Annotated in this window: 18 protein-coding genes; 6 read left to right on the top strand and 12 right to left on the bottom strand. The window is 43.3% G+C overall.

All coding sequences use genetic code 11. The features are described from left to right. Positions 1 to 3 precede the first annotated feature (3 nt). Positions 4 to 1,596 carry a GMC family oxidoreductase gene (locus OHT75_RS08410; RefSeq protein ID WP_264726041.1) on the top strand — a complete coding sequence of 531 codons (1,593 nt, stop codon included), beginning with the start codon at positions 4 to 6 and terminating at the stop codon, positions 1,594 to 1,596. Positions 1,597 to 1,605: 9 nt separating this feature from the next. On the opposite strand, the gene OHT75_RS08405 is transcribed toward OHT75_RS08410, so the two are convergent. Then, positions 1,606 to 2,070: a TIGR02444 family protein gene (locus tag OHT75_RS08405; RefSeq protein WP_264726040.1), complete on the bottom strand. Its 465-nt coding sequence runs from the start codon at positions 2,068 to 2,070 to the stop codon at positions 1,606 to 1,608. An 83-nt stretch (positions 2,071 to 2,153) separates the two neighbouring features. Further along, positions 2,154 to 4,076 carry an ABC transporter ATP-binding protein gene (locus OHT75_RS08400; RefSeq protein ID WP_264726072.1) on the bottom strand — a complete coding sequence of 641 codons (1,923 nt, stop codon included), beginning with the start codon at positions 4,074 to 4,076 and terminating at the stop codon, positions 2,154 to 2,156. 143 nt (positions 4,077 to 4,219) lie between these two features. Here OHT75_RS08400 and OHT75_RS08395 point away from each other — a divergent pair, with 143 nt between their 5' ends. Then, the gene (locus OHT75_RS08395; RefSeq protein WP_264726039.1) at positions 4,220 to 4,417 is read left to right on the top strand and encodes a YheV family putative zinc ribbon protein; all 198 of its coding nucleotides are present in this window, start codon (positions 4,220 to 4,222) and stop codon (positions 4,415 to 4,417) included. A gap of 170 nt (positions 4,418 to 4,587) precedes the next feature. Here OHT75_RS08395 and OHT75_RS08390 read toward each other — a convergent pair whose 3' ends face one another. From OHT75_RS08390 to sfsA, 8 genes are all read right to left on the bottom strand, one after another. After that, positions 4,588 to 5,112, bottom strand: coding sequence for a DUF4124 domain-containing protein (locus tag OHT75_RS08390; protein WP_264726038.1), 525 nt, complete (start codon positions 5,110 to 5,112; stop codon positions 4,588 to 4,590). Positions 5,113 to 5,354: 242 nt separating this feature from the next. Next, on the bottom strand, positions 5,355 to 6,200 hold the full coding sequence (gene panC / locus OHT75_RS08385; RefSeq protein ID WP_264726037.1) for a pantoate--beta-alanine ligase: 846 nt from the start codon (positions 6,198 to 6,200) through the stop codon (positions 5,355 to 5,357). A 25-nt stretch (positions 6,201 to 6,225) separates the two neighbouring features. Then, entirely contained in the window at positions 6,226 to 7,020 is a 795-nt protein-coding gene (gene panB / locus OHT75_RS08380) for a 3-methyl-2-oxobutanoate hydroxymethyltransferase (protein WP_264726036.1), read from the bottom strand. Between the two features lie 48 nt (positions 7,021 to 7,068). Then, a complete protein-coding gene (gene folK, locus OHT75_RS08375) occupies positions 7,069 to 7,572 on the bottom strand; it encodes a 2-amino-4-hydroxy-6-hydroxymethyldihydropteridine diphosphokinase (RefSeq protein ID WP_264726035.1) in 504 nt (167 codons plus the stop codon). Beyond that, positions 7,572 to 9,020, bottom strand: coding sequence for a polynucleotide adenylyltransferase PcnB (gene pcnB, locus OHT75_RS08370; RefSeq protein WP_406681999.1), 1,449 nt, complete (start codon positions 9,018 to 9,020; stop codon positions 7,572 to 7,574). The genes folK and pcnB overlap by 1 nt, the downstream gene beginning before the upstream one ends. 110 nt (positions 9,021 to 9,130) lie before the next feature. Further along, entirely contained in the window at positions 9,131 to 10,000 is an 870-nt protein-coding gene (gene gluQRS, locus OHT75_RS08365) for a tRNA glutamyl-Q(34) synthetase GluQRS (RefSeq protein ID WP_264726034.1), read from the bottom strand. Positions 10,001 to 10,066: 66 nt separating this feature from the next. Then, positions 10,067 to 10,510 (bottom strand): RNA polymerase-binding protein DksA, encoded by a 444-nt coding sequence (gene dksA, locus OHT75_RS08360; RefSeq protein WP_264726033.1) that lies wholly within the window; start codon positions 10,508 to 10,510, stop codon positions 10,067 to 10,069. Positions 10,511 to 10,627: 117 nt separating this feature from the next. Continuing rightward, positions 10,628 to 11,332, bottom strand: coding sequence for a DNA/RNA nuclease SfsA (sfsA, locus tag OHT75_RS08355; protein WP_264726032.1), 705 nt, complete (start codon positions 11,330 to 11,332; stop codon positions 10,628 to 10,630). Positions 11,333 to 11,487: 155 nt separating this feature from the next. On the opposite strand from sfsA, the gene pepB reads away from it, so the two are divergent. Continuing rightward, the gene (pepB, locus tag OHT75_RS08350) at positions 11,488 to 12,762 is read left to right on the top strand and encodes an aminopeptidase PepB (protein WP_264726031.1); all 1,275 of its coding nucleotides are present in this window, start codon (positions 11,488 to 11,490) and stop codon (positions 12,760 to 12,762) included. A gap of 340 nt (positions 12,763 to 13,102) precedes the next feature. Here pepB and thpR read toward each other — a convergent pair whose 3' ends face one another. Then, positions 13,103 to 13,654: an RNA 2',3'-cyclic phosphodiesterase gene (gene thpR, locus OHT75_RS08345; protein WP_264726030.1), complete on the bottom strand. Its 552-nt coding sequence runs from the start codon at positions 13,652 to 13,654 to the stop codon at positions 13,103 to 13,105. Positions 13,655 to 13,932: 278 nt separating this feature from the next. Here thpR and OHT75_RS08340 point away from each other — a divergent pair, with 278 nt between their 5' ends. The 3 genes from OHT75_RS08340 (at position 13,933) to mrcB (ending at position 21,262) form a co-directional block, all read left to right on the top strand. Continuing rightward, positions 13,933 to 16,233 carry a putative bifunctional diguanylate cyclase/phosphodiesterase gene (locus OHT75_RS08340; RefSeq protein WP_264726029.1) on the top strand — a complete coding sequence of 767 codons (2,301 nt, stop codon included), beginning with the start codon at positions 13,933 to 13,935 and terminating at the stop codon, positions 16,231 to 16,233. A gap of 137 nt (positions 16,234 to 16,370) precedes the next feature. Continuing rightward, positions 16,371 to 18,923, top strand: coding sequence for an ATP-dependent helicase HrpB (gene hrpB / locus OHT75_RS08335; protein WP_264726070.1), 2,553 nt, complete (start codon positions 16,371 to 16,373; stop codon positions 18,921 to 18,923). Positions 18,924 to 18,964: 41 nt separating this feature from the next. Continuing rightward, a complete protein-coding gene (gene mrcB, locus OHT75_RS08330; protein ID WP_264726028.1) occupies positions 18,965 to 21,262 on the top strand; it encodes a penicillin-binding protein 1B in 2,298 nt (765 codons plus the stop codon). A 226-nt stretch (positions 21,263 to 21,488) separates the two neighbouring features. On the opposite strand, the gene OHT75_RS08325 is transcribed toward mrcB, so the two are convergent. Further along, positions 21,489 to 22,298 (bottom strand): ion transporter, encoded by an 810-nt coding sequence (locus OHT75_RS08325; protein WP_264726027.1) that lies wholly within the window; start codon positions 22,296 to 22,298, stop codon positions 21,489 to 21,491. Positions 22,299 to 22,350 lie beyond the last annotated feature (52 nt).

The following is a 22,350-nucleotide window of genomic DNA, read 5'->3' as shown; positions in this document are numbered from 1 at the left end:
CAATTGGCTATTATCGATCCTATTACTACAGGTTTAGCATCAGGCTGGCAGCATATCGATGCCAGTACTTTGCAGCAAAACCGTCATTTTGAGGCTGATGTCATTATTGTTGGGACGGGAGCCGGTGGCGGAACCGCGGCCGAGATCTTAACTGACGCAGGGCTAACGGTCATTATGATTGAAGGGGGCGCACTCAAATCATCTAAAGATTTTGATATGGAAGAGCGCCACGCTTATCCCAATTTATATCAACAAGCCGCAGCGATGAAAACCGCCGACAAAGGCATTGGCATCTTTCAAGGTCGCGCTGTTGGTGGCTCGACCACCATCAATTGGACCACATCGATTAGAACACCCAAGCCAACCCTCGATTTTTGGGCAGCAGAGCGCGCGGTGATTAACACGTCTGCCGAAGACATGTTGCCATGGTTTGAAAAAATGGAACAACGGCTGAATATCAAAGAGTGGCAGTATGATCCAAACCGAAATAATGGCGTGTTACGTGAAGGTTGTGAAAAACTAGGCTGGGAGCATACGGTTATTAAGCGTAATGTCAGCGGATGTTGGAACACAGGTTACTGCGGTATGGGGTGCCCGGTAAACGCTAAGCAATCAATGTTAGTCACCACCATTCCTGCGGCATTGAACAAGGGCGCAACGTTAATTTCACGCGCTAAAGTCACCACGCTAGATCATCAAGGCGATCAAGTAAAAGGTATAACGGCACATGCTTTAACTGAAGGCTTAAAGCCTAGCGGTGTGGAGCTCACTTTTAGTGCCAAACATTATATTTTAAGCGCTGGAGCAATTCATACGCCAACCATTTTAATGCGTTCAAAGGTGCCAGACCCACATAAGCTATTGGGTAAAACCTTTTTGCACCCTTCATTATTATCAGGTGCGATGTTCGATGAGCAGATCAATGGCCATAGCGGTGCGCCGCAATCTATTTACTCTGACCAGTTTGTTTGGCATGACGGCGCGACAGGTGATTTAGGCTACAAGCTAGAAGTCGCGCCAATTCATCCGGTGCTAATTGCCTCTAAAACGATTGGCTTTGGACAAAGCCATGCACAGTTAATGGCCAACTTTAATAAATTGCAGGTGGTGATAGCCCTGATTCGAGACGGCTTTAATGATCAATGTCCTGGTGGACAGGTTCGCTTAGCTGAGCATGGTTTTGCACTGGATTATCCCTTAACCGAGGGCTTTTGGGCTGGAGCAAGACAAGCCTTTTTATCGATGGCTGAGCTACAGTTTGCTGCAGGGGCTAAAAAGGTATTGCCGATGAATGATGGGCTATCATTTTTAACTTCATGGAAGCAGGCACAAGAAGTGATAGGGTCAATGGATTTACGTTTACTGAAAACCATTGTCGCTTCAGCCCATGTTATGGGAGGCTGTCCAATGGGCGAGGATACCACTAAGGCTATGGTGGATAGCTTTGGTCAATCACATTATTTTGATAATTTATCTGTGTTTGATGGGTCAATGTTTCAAACTAGTTTAGGCGCAAATCCGCAGTTATCTATTTATGGATTAGTGGCTAGAAATGCCACCTTATTAGCCCAGCGATTAACGTCAACAGCGACATAGCGAGTGACATTAACGCTGCGCAATAGATTGCGGTAAGTGGGTGCTATTCAGCCCGAATAAGCTTAAATAATGGTCGGTATTATTGGTGGCGCTGTTATTCGCTAACATTGGCTCACCTTGAACAAGATTAACCTGTTGCAGCAAGATTTTTTGCGATTTACGCTCCATTATCAATTCTACATCCAACATTTTTTGGTATTCGCTAGCCGCTAAATGGGCTTTGGCTATGCGGCGTAATTGACGGTATGGAGTTAACACCTTGGTTTCCCATTGCTCAATCACCGCCGTTAATTGCTGCCAATGAGGAAGATTAAGTAAGTAACCTTGTTGATCTAACCTTTGCGCTAACAACAATAAATTAACGTTGACCTGATAATCATCTTGCAACGCGATATAGGCTTTGGGGTCTACTTGGTATTGTTGCTCACATTGTTGCCATAGTTGCATTGAAAATGTAGTGTTAGTCGATCCCATTATTGTTCCTTAATGTATGCTAGCGAAGCAGTGTTATTGCTTATCATCCCTTTTGACTCCAACTAACTGATCGCTCTGAAATATTACCCAGCGTTATGATTCACACTCAGCTCTATGGCTTCGATTTGCTCTTGGATGTCTAACCAATTCATTTCGCTTTCATCCATTGCTTGAGTCAGCTGGGTTCGCTCATTCAGTACCTGGGTCATTTTTGCTTTGTTTTCTGCTTCATAAAGACTGCCATCGGCGAGGATGATTTCCAGTTCAGCTAAACGGTCGGTAATCTTCTGCTGCTCAGTTTCTAATTTCACTTGCTGTTTTCGAAGCGGTGACACTTTTTGACGTAATTCAGCCTCGATGCGCTTTTGCTGTTTTTTGTCAACTTGCGCGGTATCGCTTTTTACATTGTCGGACTTGTTACTGGCTTGAGCGGCTTTGGCTGCATCGAGTAGCCATTGATGGTAATCATCTAAATCGCCATCAAAAGGTTTCACTTCACCTTGATCCACAAGATAGTAGTCACTACAACTTAAACGCAATAAATGGCGGTCATGCGATACAATAACCATTGCGCCTTCAAATGTTTGCAGGGCCATCGTTAGCGCATGGCGCATTTCTAAATCAAGGTGGTTGGTCGGCTCATCCAGTAGCAATAGATTAGGACGTTGCCAAACTAATAAAGCCAGTACTAAACGAGCTTTTTCGCCACCCGAAAAAGGTCTTACGGCCGATAAAGCCATATCCCCATTAAAACCAAATCCACCTAAAAAGTTGCGTAACTCTTGCTCTCTAGCATTGGGTGCTAGGCGAGCAAGGTGCTGTAATGGGGTATCATCAAGTTGTAAAAACTCAATTTGATGTTGGGCAAAGTAGCCAATATTTAAACCAGGATTGGGCTCATATTTGCCCGATAACGCCTGTAATTGACCCGACAGTAATTTAATTAATGTCGACTTACCTGCGCCATTTCGGCCCAGTAAACCAATGCGCGCGCCGGGGACTAAGTTGAGTTGCACTTTACTTAGAATGGTTTTTTCACCATAACCTACAGACACTTGCTCCATCGTTACCAGTGGGTTAGGTAAGGCTTCTGGCTCACGAAAGGCCATTTGAAAAGGGTTATCTGCTTGCGATGGCAATAGCTCTGTCATGCGCTCTAACGCTTTTAAACGGCTTTGTGCTTGTTTAGCTTTGCTGGCTTTATAACGAAAACGATCCACAAAAGATTGCATATGTGCGCGTTCTTTTTGTTGGCGTTCAAATGCGACTTGCTGTTGGGATAAGCGTTCCGCTCGTATGTGTTCAAAGGCGCTGTAGCCACCCTTATAAAAGTTGAGCTTGTGGTTTTCGACATGAATAATCTCATCGACAATGGCATCAATAAAATCCCTATCATGGGAAATGAGGATTAAGGTGCCTTGATAAGATTTAATCCAACCCTCTAACCAATACATGGTGTCTAGGTCTAAGTGGTTAGTTGGTTCATCGAGTAACAGTAAATCGGAGCGACATAATAGTGCCTGGGCAAGGTTTAACCGCATACGCCAGCCACCAGAAAAGCTTTTCACTGGGTTGCTTTGTTCTGCATCACTAAAGCCCAAACCTGCTAGCAATGCGCCAGCTCGGGCGCGAATAGCATACCCACCAATGGCATCAATCTTTCCATGAATTAAGGCAATAGCATTACCATCATTTTCATCCTGCGCTTTGAGCAGTTCAGCTTCTAGTTGTCTAAACTCGGTATCACCATCTAGCACGTATTCTAATGCTGAGACATCAAGTGCGGGGGTTTCTTGAGCGACCGATGATATTTGCCAGTTTGCGGGTAAAGAAAACTCCCCTTTATCTAAATGCAGACGTCCTAAAATCAAGGCTAATAAGGAAGACTTACCTGTGCCATTTGCGCCGACTAAACCGACCTTGTGACCTGGGTAAATAGTCACAGAAGTTTCGTCGAGCAGGGTTTTACTGCCTCGAATTAATTGGGCTTGGCTAATACTGATCATGAATACAACTTGGCGCGATAAAATAAAGTGGGGGGATAATACCGTATTCGCCAATTATTTCCCACAATCGCGGGACGCAAGAAGACTAATAGGGCAAAATAGTCGTATACCGTAGAAGTTAGTTAATCAACCTAGAGTATATAATGGCAAAAATTAAAAAACGTTTTGTAGCTGGGGCAAAATGTCCAAAATGTGGCGCAAAGGACAGTATTTTATTATTTAAAGAAAATAATATAGAAACCATAGAGTGTACCGATTGTGATTATCGTGAGCAGCAAACAGATATCGCTGTCCCTAAACAGGCGGCAGGGAATATGATTGGGGTGTTTAAACCCGAGTAAAAGATATTTTGGTCACATCTGCTGAGCTGATTAACTGGGGTGAGATAGGCTGAATTGTAAACTTATCTCATCAGGCTTTTATGAGTGTTGATTGGATTATTTTTGAGTCGTATAGCGAGATAAGATTGGCTTGAATAGCATTTAAAGTCGGAGTCGTTAATGAGCTTCAATTATTGGCTCATCAGCTGATCTGGTGTGACTTCACCTTCAATTTTTTGTTTATGCTTATTTAACACTTCAATCACATTGGTATTGTTGAGCATCAGTTGATCAAATCGCTCGTTAATTTCCTGTAGCTCAAGGCCATAACTGGGATCATCTTTCGCTTTGGTTTGCCAAAAGCGTTTGCGATCCAGCTTTTGTATTTCACTGGCACGCAATATCTCAAAATAACTATTCTCTTGCTTTAAACGATAAATTTCACCGTCAAGTAACAAGAGTAATTTTTCTTTCGAAATCGTTTGTTTGTTAAGAAGGGCTCTTAATGGGTCGACTTTGGTTTCACGCTTGTCTGAATCAACTTCTGTGGTGATACCATTCTCATATTCAATTTTATGTTGCCGAAATGCTTCAGGACAAACGCTATGGCTGAAGACAACTTTGTCGTCTTTCATGCATTTATAGATAGCATTAGTATTCGCCAGTGCCACTGAAGGACTGAGCAAGAACACCACTAAATATACAATTTTTGCCATGCGGCCACATATCCTTTTGTAAATCCACGATATACCGTTAAGTAGTATAGGCTCATCGGAGCGTTACCGCATAAAATTTTGGATGAATTTCTTCTAAATAGGTCTGAGTCAGTTTACCGACAAATGCAGGTTATTGACAATGGATTTTGCTTGATGAAGTTAACTTTCTGTTAAATATTAATCAGGGGATGATGAATGGGAGTTTATACCCTGCAATTGATATAAATATGCAGGGCTTAGGGCTATCGGGTAAAGGTCAGGTTATCAATTAATCTGGCTTTACCAATATAAGCGGCCGCGACAATAACCAGTTCTTTATCCTCATCAGTGATGGGCTTTAAATTACAAGCATTTCTCAGTTCAAGGTAGTCAGGAGTAAAACCTGCCGCAATCAATGATTGCTGTGCCGTTTTAATGATAACGTCTAAACTCAATCCTTGTTTTACGCTCTCAGCCATATTATCTAATGTCTGCTTTAGCGCTGCTGCACTGGTTTTTTCTTGTGCGGTTAAGTAGCCATTTCGTGAGCTCATGGCTAAACCTGACGGTTCACGGATGGTATCGACGCCAATAATCTCGATGGGTAAGGATAAATCCTCCACCATGGTTTTGATGACTAATAATTGCTGAAAATCTTTTTTGCCAAATAAGGCCATATCCGGCTGAACAATATTAAATAATTTGTTGACGATCGTTGCCACGCCACGAAAATGTCCAGGTCGGCTTGCACCGCAAAGTTCATCACCAATTTCAGGTACGTCAACATAGGTCTGTTGTGCTAATCCTTTTGGGTAAATGATTTCAGGTGTTGGGGTGAATAACAAGGCTGCACCCGCAGCGATTAACGCGTTGCTATCTTCTTCCAAGGTGCGTGGATAGGCGTCAAGATCTTCATTTTGACCAAACTGCATTGGATTAACAAAAATAGACACAACCACATGGTCTGCTTTGCTACGTGCTTGCTGCACTAACGTTATGTGCCCTTGGTGCAAATTACCCATGGTTGGTACAAATGCAATGGTTTCGCCTTTGGTGCGCCAAGCGTTCACTTGGGCACGAATATCTGCGATGGCGGCGGTAGTGATCATGATGGATTAAACCTGCAACAAATAATTAGTTAAAAATGTGTTCTTCAGCTGGGAAAGAGCCATTTGCTACTTCATCGATATAAGCCCGAATAGCGCTGCGGATCTCGCCTGTTTGCTTTAAGTAATTTTTAGAGAAGCGCGGGATGTAGCCACTTGAGATACCTAATACGTCATGCATGACCAAAATTTGACCGTCAGTATCCGCACCGGCACCAATACCAATCACAGGAATGGTTAATGCCTCCGTGATAGCTTTGGCTAATGTGGCCGGAATGCATTCAAGCACTAATAATTGTGCGCCAGCAGCTTGCAATGCTTTGGCTTCATCTAAAATACGTTGTGCGTTATCGGCATCACGCCCCTGCACTTTAAAGCCACCAAACACATGCACAGATTGAGGTGTAAGCCCTAAATGAGCACATACTGGGATCCCTCTTTCAGTCAGCATTTTAACGCTTTCTAATAACCAATGACCACCTTCCACTTTTACCATGTTGGCGCCAGCTTGCATGAGTTTAGCGGCATTTTCCATGGTTTGTTGTGGGGTTGAGTAGCTCATAAATGGCATATCAGCGATTAATAGTGCACGGCTAATGCCCCGGCGAACACAAGCAGTATGATAGGCAATGTCAGCAACGGTAACCGGCAGGGTATCATCATGGCCCTGTAATACCATGCCCATAGAGTCACCGACTAACAGTACGTCAATCCCTTCACTGTCGAAGGCGCCTGCAAAACTGGCATCGTATGCAGTTAATGCGGTAAATTTTTTACCTTCTTGCTTAAACTTCATTAGGGTAGAGCTAGTGACTTTTGACATAGTGGACTCTTAAAACAATTCAAATTAATACACTGTGGAGCATATACTCTAAAGTGGTAAAATCAACTCTTTACTGGGTAATTTGTGCAGTGATTGGTACATTTCCGTGGTCAACAATGATGTTAATGTTTGACCACAAGGTAAGATTAAACCTTCGCTAATCTCAGCTAAGGGGACCAGCACAAAACTGCGCTGTTTCATACCATAATGCGGCACTTGTAGACGAGGGAGGTCAATCACTTGTTGCCCATATAACAACAAATCAAGATCTAATGTTCGCGGTCCCCAGTGTGCTTTTCTAATTCGCCCTTGTTGTTGTTCAATATTTTGCAGCGCATCTAATAAGGCTATGGGGGCTAATTGAGTCTGAAAACAGGCAACCGCATTGATATAGTCAGGTTGGCTGATATCGCCCATAGGAGTGGAACGATAAAAGCTAGAAACCGTGAGTTCACCAAAATCAGCGATCTTTTTCAATGCAGCAACAGCTTGGTTAAGCTGTTGCTCTGGTTGTTCAAGGTTTGCGCCTAAAGCAACATAAACTAATGTCATTATTCAGCCGAAGAATCAGGGCTTTTGGCGGCAGGCTTACGTTTTCTTTTACGCTGAGTCGCGTTGCGATTTCGGTTGCCACCAGCTTTATTCGCGCTTTTGGCGATCACATTGCGTTGTGCTTCATCACCTTCGACAAAGGCTTGCCACCAACTAGCTTGTTTAGCCGCATTGCCGCCTTCAGCTTCTCCACGTAATAAAAGCAAATCATATGCAGCACGGAACTTAGGGTGCTCTAATAGCTTAAATGCACGCGTGCCTTGGCTGCGTTCAAATCGCATTTGCAACAGCCAAATATCTTTTGCTGGTGTGCTAAAGCGACGTGGGATACTGATTGTGCGGCACTGTTCTTCCATGATATCGCCCATCGCGGCGACTTGTGCATCATACAACGGCAGACCACTTTCCAGCGCGATATCATCAGCGCGTTGTTTTAAGGGATACCATAATATCGCGGCATAGAAAAATGCAGGGGTAACAGGTTTGTCTTGGTTAACACGCTCATCAGTGCTGCGCATGACCAAATTTAACATCTTTGCGGCATGACCTTTTGGTAATTCAGAGATCACGCTTTGGATTTGTGGAAACAAAGGGGCAAACAAGCCAAAATCTTGCATCATTTGGTAGTTAGCTAGGGCTTTACCCGCAAAGAAAAGCTTTAATACTTCTTCATACATTCGCGCAGCAGGAATATCCGCTAATAACGGCGCTAATGATTTAATCGGGGCAGCGGTAATCGCTTCGATCTGCATGTCTAATTTAGTCGCAAATCTTACTGCGCGAAGCATACGCACAGGATCTTCACGGTAACGGGTTTCTGGGTCACCAATTAATTTGATTTTACGGGCATGCAAATCATCAATTCCGCCGCCATAGCTGCGGATAGAAAAGTCACTGATATCGTAATATAACGCGTTTACGGTAAAGTCACGACGCTCTGCATCCTCATCTATTTCACCGTATACGTTGTCGCGTAATAGGCGGCCTTCAGCATTCGATTTGGAAATGTTATCACTGTTTTCACCGTGGTGACCGCGAAAGGTCGCAACCTCAATCACGTCTCGTCCAAACACAATGTGCGCCAAACGGAAGCGGCGACCCACTAAACGGCAATTGCGAAATAGCTTTTTAATTTCATCAGGGGTTGCATTGGTGACCACATCAAAATCTTTGGGTTCTAGCCCTAATAAGATATCACGAACACCACCACCTACGAGATAGGCTTTAAATCCTGATTTGTGCAGTCGATAAAGCACTTTTAGTGCATTTTCACTGATTTGACGGCGCGAAATATCGTGGCTATCACGGTTAATGATATCCAAACGTAGGCCGTTTTCTTCTACTAACGGCGTTTCGGGCTCGGGTGCTGCTTTATTATCATCAAATAATTGTTTGCAGAACTGACTAATACGGCGAAAAATAATACACCTCGTTGAAGCTAAATTCATTGATTAAAAATCTGGCGGGTATGATATACCAATTGCGATCGAATGAGTAGATAGGGAACGTGATAAGTGCTGTGGATTAAATTCATTAGCTGCTTATCGTATAACATGCACTAATACGTTTGCGGCAATATTATTTCGGCTTGTTTGGGAACATCAGCTAACGAAAATTGGCTAATGGCTTGTGAAAGCATGACATCGGTATCATCAATATCGACAGCGGCTTGACCCAAAAAGGACAGTGCTGCATTAAGGCTTTGCTGCGGAGCTTTGATATTAATGGCTGGGGCATAGTTTTGTTTAGAAAGTTTGAACCCCGGCTTAGCGCAAGCTAGCGGCAAATGTAACCATGTGGGAGCCGGTAAGTCTAACATATGGTATAAACTTAATTGTCTGCAACTGGCTTCTAATAAATCGCTGCCTCTCACCACTTCAGTGACACCTTGAAAGGCATCATCCAATACCACTGCAAGTTGATATGCATATAACCCATCGCTGCGTTTTATAATGAAGTCTTCAGCAGCAAACGTTTGCTCGACACAAACCTCGCCTCTGTTAATATCGTGAAAATGATTCACTTTGGCGCTGTTGCGAACACGGATCCCTCCGCTTGAATGCAATGGTAATTTATTAGCACAACGACCGTCATAAACGCCACCCATTGCATTAATCATTTTGCGCGTACATTGGCAATAATAAGCTTGATTGTTTGAGAGAAGTTGCTCGATGCAATCTTGATAGGCTTGACTGCGCTGGCTTTGATAGAGCACTGAACCATGCCAATGTAAACCATAGGCTTCGAGTGTACGAAGTATGTCATCACTGGCACCTAGCACTTCGCGGGGCGGGTCAATATCTTCCATTCTAACCAGCCACTGTCCGGATAAACTATGGGCACGCAAGTAGCTACCTAGAGCGGCAACTAATGAACCAAAATGGAGTGAACCAGACGGGGATGGCGCAAAGCGTCCGATATATGACATATCTTTTGCAATATTATCTGAGGGTGACAAATAGAAAGGGCGAGATGAATCTCGCCCTAAACGTATTTAACCAGCCATTTGCTTTTCTTTAATTTCTGCTAATGTTTTGCAGTCGATACATTGATCAGCAGTTGGTCTTGCTTCAAGACGGCGGATACCAATTTCGATACCACATGAGTCACAAAAACCAAAATCGTCTTCTTCGATTTTCTGTAATGTTTTCTCAATCTTCTTGATGAGCTTACGTTCTCTATCACGAGCGCGAAGTTCTAAACTGAACTCTTCTTCTTGAGCTGCACGATCTACAGGATCTGGAAAATTAGCAGCTTCGTCTTGCATATGAGTCAGTGTACGGTCTACTTCTTCACGCAATTGGTTACGCCATGCTTCGAGGATCAGCTTAAAGTGACCACGTTGCTTGGTATTCATATACTCCTCGCCAGCTTGTTCCTGGTAAGGACTTACACCTGCGATAGCGAGTACGCCAAGTTTTTTAGTGCCTTCAGGCATAACGCATCTCCTGTTATCGTTTGCGTTTAAATTGCGTCTTAATTTTACGGCCGCTATCTATACCAGAATCTGTATAGTGAGGCAAACTTTTTACTGGATAAATCCTGTTTATTTGATCTACACAATCACTTTGCATGGGCCGGTAATGCCACTGGCATGGGGTGAAATGGAGCTTTGGTATGCCAGAACTTCAACGCCTAATTTAATTGCTTGTTTGAGTAAGTCTGCGTAATGAGGATCGATATGTTCAGCGGGTTTTACTATTGAGATCCCACTGTGCTGCACCACAAACAACAATACCGCACGGTGACCCTGTTGTACCATTTGGATCAGTTCTCGCAGATGCTTTTGTCCCCGCGTTGTCACAGCATCAGGAAAATATCCGACCCCTTCTTCTAGCAAAGTACAACTCTTGATTTCAATATAACACTTAGGTTTGTCTTGGCCAGTTAAAAGAATGTCAATTCGGCTATTTTCTTCTCCGTATTTCACTTCTCTTTGTAAACTTGTGTAGCCGCTTAACTCGCTAATGATCCCCTTATTAATCGCTTCCTCTGCTAATGCATTGGCCCTACTACTATTGATGCCAATTAGATGGTGTTCATCTGATTGCATAATTTCAAAAGTGAAGGGGTACTTACGTTTGGGATTATCAGATTGTGAAAACCACACGCTTTGGCCTGGGTATAAGCAGTTTTTCATTGAACCCGTATTGGGGCAGTGGATCGTGATTTCGGTGCCATCATCTAAAATAATGTCAGTTAAAAATCGCTTATAACGTTTAATTAAACGGCCGTGTTGTAGTGGAGGGGTAAAGTTCATAATGTGCATTCTTACGGTAAATAATGGCAACCATACAGCATTAGATAAAAGAATGTGACTGCTGATATACTAGTCTCAATTTCGTCATGTCAGTTTAGTGGTTGCGTTTATCCTGCTGACATCACGCACTGTCGCTGCAAAACAAGGAATTTATCATGCAAGTAATGACCGTCATCTTAACCCAGTCTGCTCCAGCTCCGCATTGGGGCAAAGCCGATGTGACCTTTGAAGGCCAAACGAGTTTTATTCATTTAAATGGCAATGCGCCATTACGCCAAGTGCAAATGGCTGCGCGTAAAATTCGTAATCAAGGGATCAATCAAGTTCAACTTGAGGGGGAATTATGGACGATAGATTTACAATGGGTGTTTGCTCAAGGATTTGCCACGGCAAAACCAGGATATGAAGTACTTTGGTGTGGCGATGAAAAACAACAACAAACTTTAGCACATCGCCTTGAAGCGGCAAATTTTGCTCGCAAATTAACCAATGATACACCAGAGGATCTTTCGCCGGTGTCTTTAGCGACTCAAGCTGCTAACTGGTTAAAAGCGATTGGTGGTGACAAGGTCAGTTTCAATATTATTGAAGGCCAAGCTTTATTAGAGAAAAAGTGGGTAGGTATTCATGCTGTGGGTCGTGGTAGTGAGCGTCCGCCAGCATTACTTGAGTTAGATTTTAATCCTTTATCGGCAGACGCACCCGTGGATACTGCGTTGGTAGGTAAAGGTATTACCTTCGATTCGGGCGGATATAGCCTAAAATCTTCAGTAGGCATGTTGACGATGAAATGCGATATGGGTGGCGCCGCGACAGTAACAGCAGCTTTGGGATTGGCGATAAAGTCGGGTTTAAACAAGCGGGTGAAGTTGTATTTATGTTGTGCAGAAAACTTAGTCAGCGGTCATGCATTCAAGCTGGGTGATATTCTGACTTACAAAAATGGTACTACAGTTGAAATTGTTAATACAGATGCTGAAGGCCGTTTAGTTCTTGCTGATGGCTTACAAGCGGCTTCTGAATCTGGTGCCAAATTCATTATTGATGCTGCCACATTAACCGGTGCGGCCGTAATGGCTGTGAGTAATGAATATAATGCGATTTTCTCGCCACAAACTGAGACCATTAAAATGGCGCAGCAATGTGCCGCCGCAGTGGGTGAAAATGTATGGCCATTACCATTAGATCCTTGGCATCGTGATGCATGTCCGTCAGCGTATGCTGATACGGCAAACAGTCGTCCGGTTAAAGGTGGTGGTGCGGGTGGTGCCTCTAACGCAGCCGGTTTCTTATGGCGCTTTGTTTCACCTGATGCAAACTGGCTCCATATTGATTTAGCGGCTGCATTTGAATCTTCAGCTACAGGACTTTGGGGCGCAGGTGCGACAGCCCACGGAGTGCTCACCGTTGCTGAGCTATTAAAACGCTAAGCGAGCGTGTTGATTGGTTAATGCTTTGTGTAAAGATTAGCCTTAAAAGTTTGAAGCCATCGTAAGATGGCTTTTATTTTCTGCGCTAAACCAACTATTTCAGTAGGGGTTATCATCAATTAGGCTTTGCCTTATGTATGTTCAATAGCTGATTAACTCAAGTGATAGGTGAGCTTTGCTATTGGTTAGGTACAAGCTTCTAAATCAGGGATGATTTAGTAGAGCCTATAGGGATATATACGGCGTCTTTTAACGCACGGTAGGAAAGCGCCCTTTTAGGGAGTGGTATCAAAGCCACCTTCTTTAGAAGGTAGATTCTTTACTTTTGTGATTGTAGATCTTACATCAATGGCCAGGTGTGCAATATGTCATACTGCACACCTGCTGTGACCTGGCGCGATTCATATAAGTGCAGCTGTGATACCCAAATACCTTGGGACAAAATGTTATGCCAGTCTATGTTGGTGTCTTTAGGTAAAGTCAGATATGTGGCTTGGCGAAAGAGAGTGACATGGGGACGGTAACTGTATAAGTTTTGATGTAAGCCGAGTTTTAACGCTATTTGCTGGACATTTTGTGCCATGGTTAAAAGGGATTTGCCAGCTTGGCCTTCTAAGCAAATGATCTGCGGTTTTGGCCACCAAGATAATGTAGATAACACAAGTTCAAATGACGGTTTATAAAGCACATCGATCTCAGCTAACAGGGCTGGTATACATGAGGTTTTCACCTGACCCAAAAAACCAAGGGTAATATGCATGTCCGGTTGTAAAACCGCTAAAGCTTCTGTATTAATATGTAATGTAAGCTTTTGCTGCATATCAAAAAATTGACGCTCTAGTGTTTTTTTGACACTAAATCCAAGAAATAACCTTTTAGTGGTATTTTGCATATTCAGCTTGTTTACTTTTCTGTTAGTGGCGAGTGACACAGTGTCATAATATTAAAAAATAACATGATGTTTTACTGACTAACACCTTGTTTTCTACTATTGTTATTCTGAAGTGATTATCAATCCATAAACAAAACGTGTCTAGGGGCATTTGGGGTCACATAACAACAAAATAGATTGGCAGTTCAGGGACAGATTATCGTGTGCATATAGGGATTGAATCTGCTGTTTTGGTAGGTTTTTCGAAGATATTAAAGCTAACTAAATTGAGTTAATGAATGGCTGAAAGTACTCCACAATTGTTGAAATTAGCATTGGCGAATGGTTCGTTACAGGACAGTAAAAATACCTCCATCATGATACTGGATGACGTGTTGGCTTTTGTGTGTAAACAACTAAATTGTGATGCAGTATTCGCGATTAAAAGTTGCCATAGTAATAATACTTTTTCGGCAAGTTTAGAGGTAGTGGATACGTCCATTACAACTGTGGTCAGTCACTTTCGTGATTATTTTTCATTTCAAGGTCAATTAACCCAAGCCATTGAAAGCGATCAAGTGTTAATTGACGCGTTATTAAGCCATCAACAGCCCATTCATATTTTCCAAGATCTTACCTCCCCAGTGAGTCAGCAAGCTCAAAAAATATCACAACATTTAAGTCAGCACATAGATAAAAGCGTTCAGATTCTTCATTGTGAAGTCACTTCTGCTGTGTGTGTTGGCAATGTCACTATGGTGTTAATTGCCACGACTTTTCAGCCTGTGACCGCCCTTTCTATGTCCGAAAAGCCGCTGAGCTGTGAAAGCTTTTGGCAGTCAATGTTAGATGAGCATTGTTTTCAGTTAGCAAGTGCATTTGAGCTGACTCGATTGTCGACTTTACTCGACAGTAAAGAGAAACAGTATCAAGAGTTATTCAGTCACTTGCCAATGGCCTGCGCCCTAATTGATGTTGCTGATAAAGTGGTGTTACAAAATCATGTGTCTGAAAATATGCTCAAGTTTCAAATTGGTCAAAGCTTATTTGATGGCTTGAGACATGATGACCATGCCTTATTAAAAGATACGCTGCACATAGTAAGGCAAGGTGTACTTCGCCAAGCATGGTGTGAAGTGCCTTTAAAGTTAGGATTGACAACTCATTGGTATAAAATGAGTTTTTGTCATGCCTTGAACTCGCAAAAACAACTATTACTGATGGTCGAAGATGTCACAGAGCGTTACCGTTTGGCGGATGAGCTTACTTTTCATTCCAATCATGATGCATTAACGGGGCTGCCCAATCGAGTGCAATTTGAAGGTATGTTAGATGAGCTGCTCGCTGGCGATGAAAATATTCCTGCATGTGTGGCCTTTTTAGATTTAGATCAGTTTCAGGTTGTGAATGATCTCAGCGGGCACCAAGCGGGTGATGAATTGCTGCAGCAGGTTTCTAAGCGGCTTAAACAATTAGTTCGCAAAGGTGATGTGGTTGCCCGCTTAGGCGGTGATGAATTTGGTATTTTGATGTACTACTCCGATGAAGTATCGGCTAAACAAGTGGCCAAACGCATATGCCAGCAGCTGTCGGAGCATGAGTTTAAATGGAAAAAAGTTAAACATAATGTCAGCATGAGCATAGGTATATCGACATTTGATCATCACGCTAAAGACATCTACGAGGTGATGAGCCAAGCCGATGCAGCATGTCGTTTAGCAAAAGAGGAGGGCCGGAATCGTTGGCATTATTTCAATTCTGATGACCCACAAGTTCACATCCTGTATACCCAAATGGTTGCTTCGGTTGATATTACAGGCGCACTTGCGTTGAACCAATTTGAGTTATTTTATCAATTAATTGAGCCGCTTAATAAAAATGAACATGGTTTGCACATGGAAATTTTACTGCGAATGGTGCAAGAGGATGGCACATTTGTGTCACCCGCTATCTTTTTACCCGCAGCCGAGCGTTATAATTTAGCCTCGCGAGTGGATCAATGGGTTATTGATAATTTGCTAAAGTGGGGCGGGGCGAATCTGAATATTTGGCGTGAAATGTCGATGGTGTCCGTTAACTTATCTGCGATGTCTTTAGCCGATCAAAAATTTATGGGCTGGCTTGAAATGCGCTTAATGGTTGAGCCTGAATTAGTCGATAAACTGTGTTTTGAAATCACTGAAACGGCCGCAGTCAGCCAACTTGAGCAAGCTACGGCTTTAATTGATTTATTGCGTCCATTAGGCTGTAAATTAGCCCTAGATGACTTCGGTTCAGGCTTTTCTAGCTTTGCCTATTTAAAAACGTTAGATGTGGATTTTGTCAAAATTGATGGTCAGTTTGTGGTTAACATTTGCTCAGATCGCAGCGATAAAGCGATTGTCTCAGCCATTTGCCAGTTAGCAAAAGACATGGATTTTGAGGTGATTGCTGAATTTGTCGAAACCGCTGATATTGGCTTAAAACTTAAATCGTTAGGGGTCGACTATGCCCAAGGTTATGCTATCAATAAACCTTGCCCTTTATCCACTCTAGAGTCGGGGATCCGTTCTCCTTGGTTAGCGCTACATTCAACAGATAAAGTGAATAACGATAGTTAATCTGCTTGTTATTTGCAATCAGTGTCAGTGTCAGTAAACTTACCTGCAGTGATATTCCTGTATCCCGTAAAGTACTAAGCCCAAACGGCATTAACAGCTATTTATTTTCAAGTTCCCCAATGACTGATGTAACCAATATGACCCTTTCAGCTTTCGATATTCCTATTACGGCAATACTTCCCAAAATGCTTCAAGCGGTCGAGAGCGCTAATCAAATTATTCTCCAAGCACCGACAGGCGCAGGTAAATCGACAGCCTTACCATTAGCCTTGCTTCAATCTGGCCTTATTAAGGGCAAAATATTAATGTTGGAGCCGCGGCGAGTGGCTACGCGCAATATTGCTAAATTCATTGCCAAGCAACTAAAACAACCTGTTGGCCAGCAAGTGGGATATCGAGTTCGTGGTGACAGTCAGGTGAGTGCACAAACTCAATTAGAAGTGGTGACCGAAGGTATTTTAACCAGAATGATCCAGGATGATCCTGAGTTAGATGGCATTGGTATGATCATTTTTGATGAAATCCATGAGCGTCATTTACCCACCGACATCGGTTTGGCGCTTGCATTAGAGGTGCAATCTTCTTTACGTGATGATCTGATTATATTGGCGATGTCGGCTTCATTATCAGGGTTACCACTGCAAGATATCATGCCTAATGCGCAAGTAATATTCAGTGAAGGTCGCAGTTTTCCAGTTGAAATTGAATATGCCCCGATGGGGGCGTCAGCCGATTGGTTAAGCCATATGGCGACAGTGATTGTTGATCAGATGACCGACTCAAGTCGCCTCACTGGTGATTGCGGTTCGTTATTGGCTTTTTTGCCAGGTAAAGGCGAAATCAACCGGCTTGCTGCAATACTGGCACCTAAATTGGCGGATGATATTTTATTGTGCAGCTTGTATGGCGATTTAAGTCCAGCAGAGCAAGATAAAGCCATTCAAGTTGCGCCAGCGGGATGGCGAAAAGTGGTGTTAGCCACTAACGTTGCTGAGTCGAGTTTAACCATCGAAGGCATTACCATAGTCGTCGATAGTGGCTATCAACGCAGTGCTACTTTTAATCCCAAAACCGGGGTATCAAAACTCAGTTTAACCCGAATTAGTCAGTCATCGGCGATACAAAGAAGTGGCCGAGCTGGGCGATTATCAGCGGGTAAAGCACTGAGGTTATGGAGTCAGGAAGAGCAAGGCCGATTATTAAAAGTCACGCCTCCCGAAATTGTATTGTCCGAATTAACCAGTGTCGCCTTAGATTGTGCCTGTTGGGGGGCAAAACAATTTAGTGATTTAGCCTTACTGACTCCAGCCCCTAAAGTAAATGAGCAGTTAGCATGGCAATTATTACAGCAACTGGAGTTGGTGGATAAAGACCGCAAATTAACCTCGCTTGGCCGAGAGGCGCATCACTTAGGTTGTCACCCTAGGTTAGCTCATATGTTGCTGCAAGCTAAAGTGCTTGCTGAGATAAATGCCACGCCACATTTTGCATTACTAGCCTGCTTATTGGCTAGCATTGTGGAAGCGCGGGGATTGCCAGCCAAAGGGGCTGATATTAGCGGTTATTTGTCTATGGCAACTCAAGGTCAAATGGGGCAACAGGCCAAAGTTTGGCAAAAAAAGCTGTCGTTACCGGGGGAGTTGAAACAAGCCGTCAGTGAAGCGAATGATTACGATATTGGCCACCTTTTAGGGTTAGCGTATCCAGATAGAATAGCGAAAGCTCGTGGTAAGTTGGGTTTTTTGCTCAGTAACGGCACGGGCGTTACCCTTGACCCACAAGATCCCCTTTGCCATGCACCCTGGTTAGTGGTGGCTGATTTTCAAGAAACCCAAGGTCGTACGGCTGGCAGAGTTTATCTTGCCTGTGCGTTGGATGAGCGCTTAATAAGTGATGAACTTGCACATCTCGTTACAACTCAAAGAGTCAGTGGTTGGGATGAAGCCAAGGGGCGTTTTTTTGCTGAAACCCAAACCCAAGTCGGCAGTATTGTATTGAAATCGGTGAGGGATAATAGCGTCAGCACTGATGATATTCGCTGTGCTCTTGTGGCGTTGTTGCAGCAAAATGGCCTATCTGTGTTAAATCTTGATGACAGTGTTAAGCAGTTGCAACGGCGGGTCATTATGGCGAGTTATTTGTTAGAGCATTTAGCTTGGCCCGATTACAGTGATAATGGTTTGATGGAAAACATCGATAAATGGCTAACGCCTTATCTTACCGATGTGCGTAATCTGGCACAATTAGCCAAATTGGATTGCAGTAAACTGTTGCTAAATCATTTAACGTGGGAGTTGCAACAGGTGTTGAATGATGTGGCTCCCACCCGCTGGTTAATGGCAACAGGGACCTATGCGCCAATTCGATACCAGTTGCCTGTTGATGAGCATGGTCAGGCTTATTTTGAACATCAACAAGCAAGAGCATTGCTTAGTGTCAGACTGCAAGAAGCATTAGGTATGGCACAAAGTCCGAGATTATTTAATGGTAAATTAACCGTAACCATGGAATTATTGTCTCCGGCGCACAGGCCACTCGCCACCACCGCAGATTTAGCCAGCTTTTGGCAAGGACCTTATGTTGAAGTAAAAAAAGAAATGCGTGGCCGTTACCCAAAACATTTATGGCCCGATGATCCTATAAATACCACCGCAACCAAATTTACTAAAAAGAAAACCCCAGGCTTATAAGCCCGTTAGAACCTATCTAATGTATGACGTTGTAGAGAGACATGGCAAAAACTAAATCGACAAAGAAGCACGCTAAAAAGCACAGTAAAGGTTGGCTCAGCAGCCTATGGTCATTAACATGGAAACTCGCATTAATCGGTATTGCTTTTGTGACGTTTTATGCCATTTATTTGGATCAAATCATTGCTCAAAAATTTGAAGGGCAAAAGTGGCATTTGCCGGCACAAATTTTCAGCCGCTCGATGGCATTATATCCCGGTGCTGCGGTAAACCATCCACAACTGATGGCTGAGTTGAAATTACTTGGTTATCGTAAGGTAGCTAATCCTCGCCAAGTGGGCGAATTTTCTGCGTCAAGCACGCGCATTGAGCTGTGGCGTCGTCCTTTTTTACACCCAGAAGGCAATCAAGCTGAGCAGCGGGTGATGATCAGTTTCGATAGTTTAGGGGTGAACTCTGTTCAGCGTATGAGTGATAAACGCGAGTTAGCGGTTTTTCATTTAGAACCCGTATTACTTGACCGCATTATCGCCGGTGATGGTGAAGATCGTTTATTTGTGCCCAAAAACGAAATGCCGAGCTTGATTGTTGAGTCACTATTGCAGGTTGAAGATCGCAGCTTTTATGAGCACCATGGCGTCAATCCATTTGCGATTGCGCGTGCGGCCATCGTTAACATTACCGCAGGTCGAGCAGTGCAGGGGGGCTCCACGTTAACCCAACAATTAGCCAAAAACTTCTTTTTAAGCAGTGAGCGTTCGCTTATTCGTAAAGTCCGAGAAGCCTTAATGGCAATTATTATTGATTTTCGCTATAGCAAAGATGAAATTTTAGAAGCTTACTTAAATGAAGTTTACATGGGCCAAGATAAAGCCCGTGGTGTTCATGGTATGGGGTTAGCATCGCAATTCTATTTTGGGCGTCCAATAGCCGAGCTAACGGTTGCTCAGCAAGCTTTTCTCGTGGCCGTAATTAAAGGTCCGTCGTATTACAATCCATGGCGTTATCCCGAGCGCGCTCAGGAGCGACGTGATCTGGTGTTACGTATATTAATGGAAAACGATAAATTAACGGTTGCTCAGTACAAAGCCGCCGCAGAATCGCCCTTAGGATTACGCGACGGTAAAAAGTCGGTGCATCAAAAACTCCCCGCCTTTTTTGCTGTGGTTAAAAATGAACTACGTAATCGCTATGGCGACAGTTTATTAAATCAATCTGGCGTTAAGGTATACACCACTTTAGATCCAATGGCCCAAGATGCGGCAGAAAAAGCGGTGTTATCGACCTTAAAATCCTTAGACAAGCGGGCTAAAAATGTGCAAGTGGGGATGGTGCTAACAGATAAATATACAGGTGGTATCGCCGCCATGGTGGGTGACAAACAACCGGGTTTTGAAGGTTTTAACCGCGCCGTTGAGATCCGCCGACCAATCGGCTCGTTAATTAAACCGTTTGTGTATGCTACTGCATTGGCTCAAGGGGATAAGTTTAGTTTAGCCAGCCCGTTAGCGGATAAGCCAATCACTTTAACGAACGAGCAAGGTAAAACTTGGTCGCCGAAAAATGTCGATAAACAATTTAGTGGTGAAGTGTCTCTATTAGAGGCTTTTGCTAATTCAATGAACGTCCCTACGGTGAACGCCGGTTTGGCAATAGGTGTTGAAAATGTGGCCAACACCATGCAAAACGCAGGTTGGAGTGAACCCATTGCGCCATACCCATCTATGTTACTGGGTGCAGTGAATGGATCGCCATTAATGGTGGCACAGATTTATCAAACGATTGCAGATGAAGGTCGTTATCGTAAATTAACCTCAATAACGGCGGTGCTAGATAGTCAAAATACCCCATTAGCGGTGACACATTCAGCCAGTGAGATGGCGATAGATCCTGCGACAGATTACCTTGTCCAATATGCCATGAGCCAAGTTGTTGCCAAAGGTACCGGCAAACGTTTAGGCGCTGCCTTCCCAGGGGTTAAATTAGCAGGTAAAACAGGAACCAGTAACGATAGTCGTGATTCTTGGTTTGCTGGTTTTGATGAGCGAAATGTTGCCGCTATTTGGGTTGGCCAAGACGATAACAGTAAAACAGGTTTATACGGTAGCAGCGGTGCTATGGCGGTTTACCAAGCATTTTTACAGCAACGTCCACCGCTGAGTTTACGAATGCCACCGGTTCAGGGCATAGTGAATGGCTACTTTGACCGCACCAATGGTGCGCCGATGCAGCCTAATTGTCACAATGTGATTAATTTACCTGCCCACAATGTGAGTTATCAACCTGCGGCTAATTGTGGCGAACCTTTGTCTTGGTGGCAAAAGCTGTTAGGGGAGTAATCCTTTAGCATTATCGCTTTTGGGGAAGATTCACCTCTCTAGGTATCTGCTACCTAGAGAGGTTAACTTTGATTGGGAAGCGAGATAGACACATTTTATACCAATCACAGTATAGAAGTGTTCATAAATACTGAAGGAAAAAAACTCGATACCTCTGTTATATTTTGATTAAATAACAATGACTTGTGTTGATTTTTTGTCTTATTATCACATCTGTGCAACTGCGTTATTTCTTGGCTAATTCATCCCTAAGTTGAGATATTTCATGCAACATTTCAATTTGATTTTTTTCCATTTGATGCTGATTGGCCTCCATTCGAGACAATACCAGTTCTACCTCTGTTCTAATTAATTCTTGTTGTGACTCTTTTCGCTCTTGTTCATCAGGGGCTACAAATACTGAAGCCATATAGCCCGATATCACCCCGAAAAAGCTGACACCACTGATGATCACAATGCCACCAATGACATGACCCAAAGTGCTGACTGGGTAAAAGTCTCCGTAACCAACGGTAGATATTGTCACTAATGCCCACCAGATAGCTTGTTCAGCAGTGAGAATATTAGCGCCTTCAGCGCCACTTTCAACCAATAGAATAAGCACTGATGCATTGGCTAAAATCAATACTGTGGCTAATAAAAGGCTTGCGAGTGTGGTTTGTTTTTTTTGTTTTAATAATGGCCAAATGATTGAGCGGCTCATGCGGATTAATCTTATCACCCGAAGAATTTGGAATACCCGAGCAATTCGTAATGCTTCTATCGCGGGAATACTGGCTAGAAAGTCTATCCAGTGATGACGCAGGTAGTAGGCTTTATTACGGGCTTTATATAATCCCCAAAAGAAGCGGCTCAAAAAAATAACGCAAATGGCACCGTCGATATATAACAGCAGCCGATAAGTTTCTTTGTCGAGTTTACCAAATGTTAATGCGAGCACTATAGCGACTGAAAAAAATGACAAAATCATCATTGCTAATTCAATGGGTTCAAGCGTATTGAATATTTTTGTGGACGATCTTTTAGCTTTGAACATGACAAAGTCCGTTTATAAGTAGTCTGAGGTAATTTCTTTCCCCATGATAAAA

Origin of the sequence: Shewanella subflava, assembly GCF_025971955.1 — a bacterium.
Classification (GTDB): Bacteria; Pseudomonadota; Gammaproteobacteria; order Enterobacterales; family Shewanellaceae; genus Shewanella; species Shewanella subflava.
The sequence above is the reverse complement of the archived record's forward strand: the minus strand, read 5'-3'. Positions and strand labels throughout refer to the sequence as shown.

Excerpts from the sequence above, each read along its gene's own strand:
- sfsA (WP_264726032.1), bottom strand. The coding sequence starts at position 11,332 with ATGAACTTTACCCCTCCACTACAACACGGCCGTTTAATTAAACGTTAT.
- pcnB (WP_406681999.1), bottom strand. The coding sequence starts at position 9,020 with ATGAATTTAGCTTCAACGAGGTGTATTATTTTTCGCCGTATTAGTCAG.
- OHT75_RS08405 (WP_264726040.1), bottom strand. The coding sequence starts at position 2,070 with ATGGGATCGACTAACACTACATTTTCAATGCAACTATGGCAACAATGT.
- thpR (WP_264726030.1), bottom strand. The coding sequence starts at position 13,654 with ATGCAAAATACCACTAAAAGGTTATTTCTTGGATTTAGTGTCAAAAAA.
- panB (WP_264726036.1), bottom strand. The coding sequence starts at position 7,020 with ATGTCAAAAGTCACTAGCTCTACCCTAATGAAGTTTAAGCAAGAAGGT.
- pepB (WP_264726031.1), top strand. The coding sequence starts at position 11,488 with ATGCAAGTAATGACCGTCATCTTAACCCAGTCTGCTCCAGCTCCGCAT.
- folK (WP_264726035.1), bottom strand. The coding sequence starts at position 7,572 with ATGACATTAGTTTATGTTGCTTTAGGCGCAAACCTTGAACAACCAGAG.
- panC (WP_264726037.1), bottom strand. The coding sequence starts at position 6,200 with ATGATCACTACCGCCGCCATCGCAGATATTCGTGCCCAAGTGAACGCT.
- hrpB (WP_264726070.1), top strand. The coding sequence starts at position 16,371 with ATGACCCTTTCAGCTTTCGATATTCCTATTACGGCAATACTTCCCAAA.
- OHT75_RS08390 (WP_264726038.1), bottom strand. The coding sequence starts at position 5,112 with ATGGCAAAAATTGTATATTTAGTGGTGTTCTTGCTCAGTCCTTCAGTG.
- OHT75_RS08340 (WP_264726029.1), top strand. The coding sequence starts at position 13,933 with ATGGCTGAAAGTACTCCACAATTGTTGAAATTAGCATTGGCGAATGGT.
- dksA (WP_264726033.1), bottom strand. The coding sequence starts at position 10,510 with ATGCCTGAAGGCACTAAAAAACTTGGCGTACTCGCTATCGCAGGTGTA.
- OHT75_RS08325 (WP_264726027.1), bottom strand. The coding sequence starts at position 22,298 with ATGTTCAAAGCTAAAAGATCGTCCACAAAAATATTCAATACGCTTGAA.
- mrcB (WP_264726028.1), top strand. The coding sequence starts at position 18,965 with ATGGCAAAAACTAAATCGACAAAGAAGCACGCTAAAAAGCACAGTAAA.
- OHT75_RS08395 (WP_264726039.1), top strand. The coding sequence starts at position 4,220 with ATGGCAAAAATTAAAAAACGTTTTGTAGCTGGGGCAAAATGTCCAAAA.
- gluQRS (WP_264726034.1), bottom strand. The coding sequence starts at position 10,000 with ATGTCATATATCGGACGCTTTGCGCCATCCCCGTCTGGTTCACTCCAT.
- OHT75_RS08400 (WP_264726072.1), bottom strand. The coding sequence starts at position 4,076 with ATGATCAGTATTAGCCAAGCCCAATTAATTCGAGGCAGTAAAACCCTG.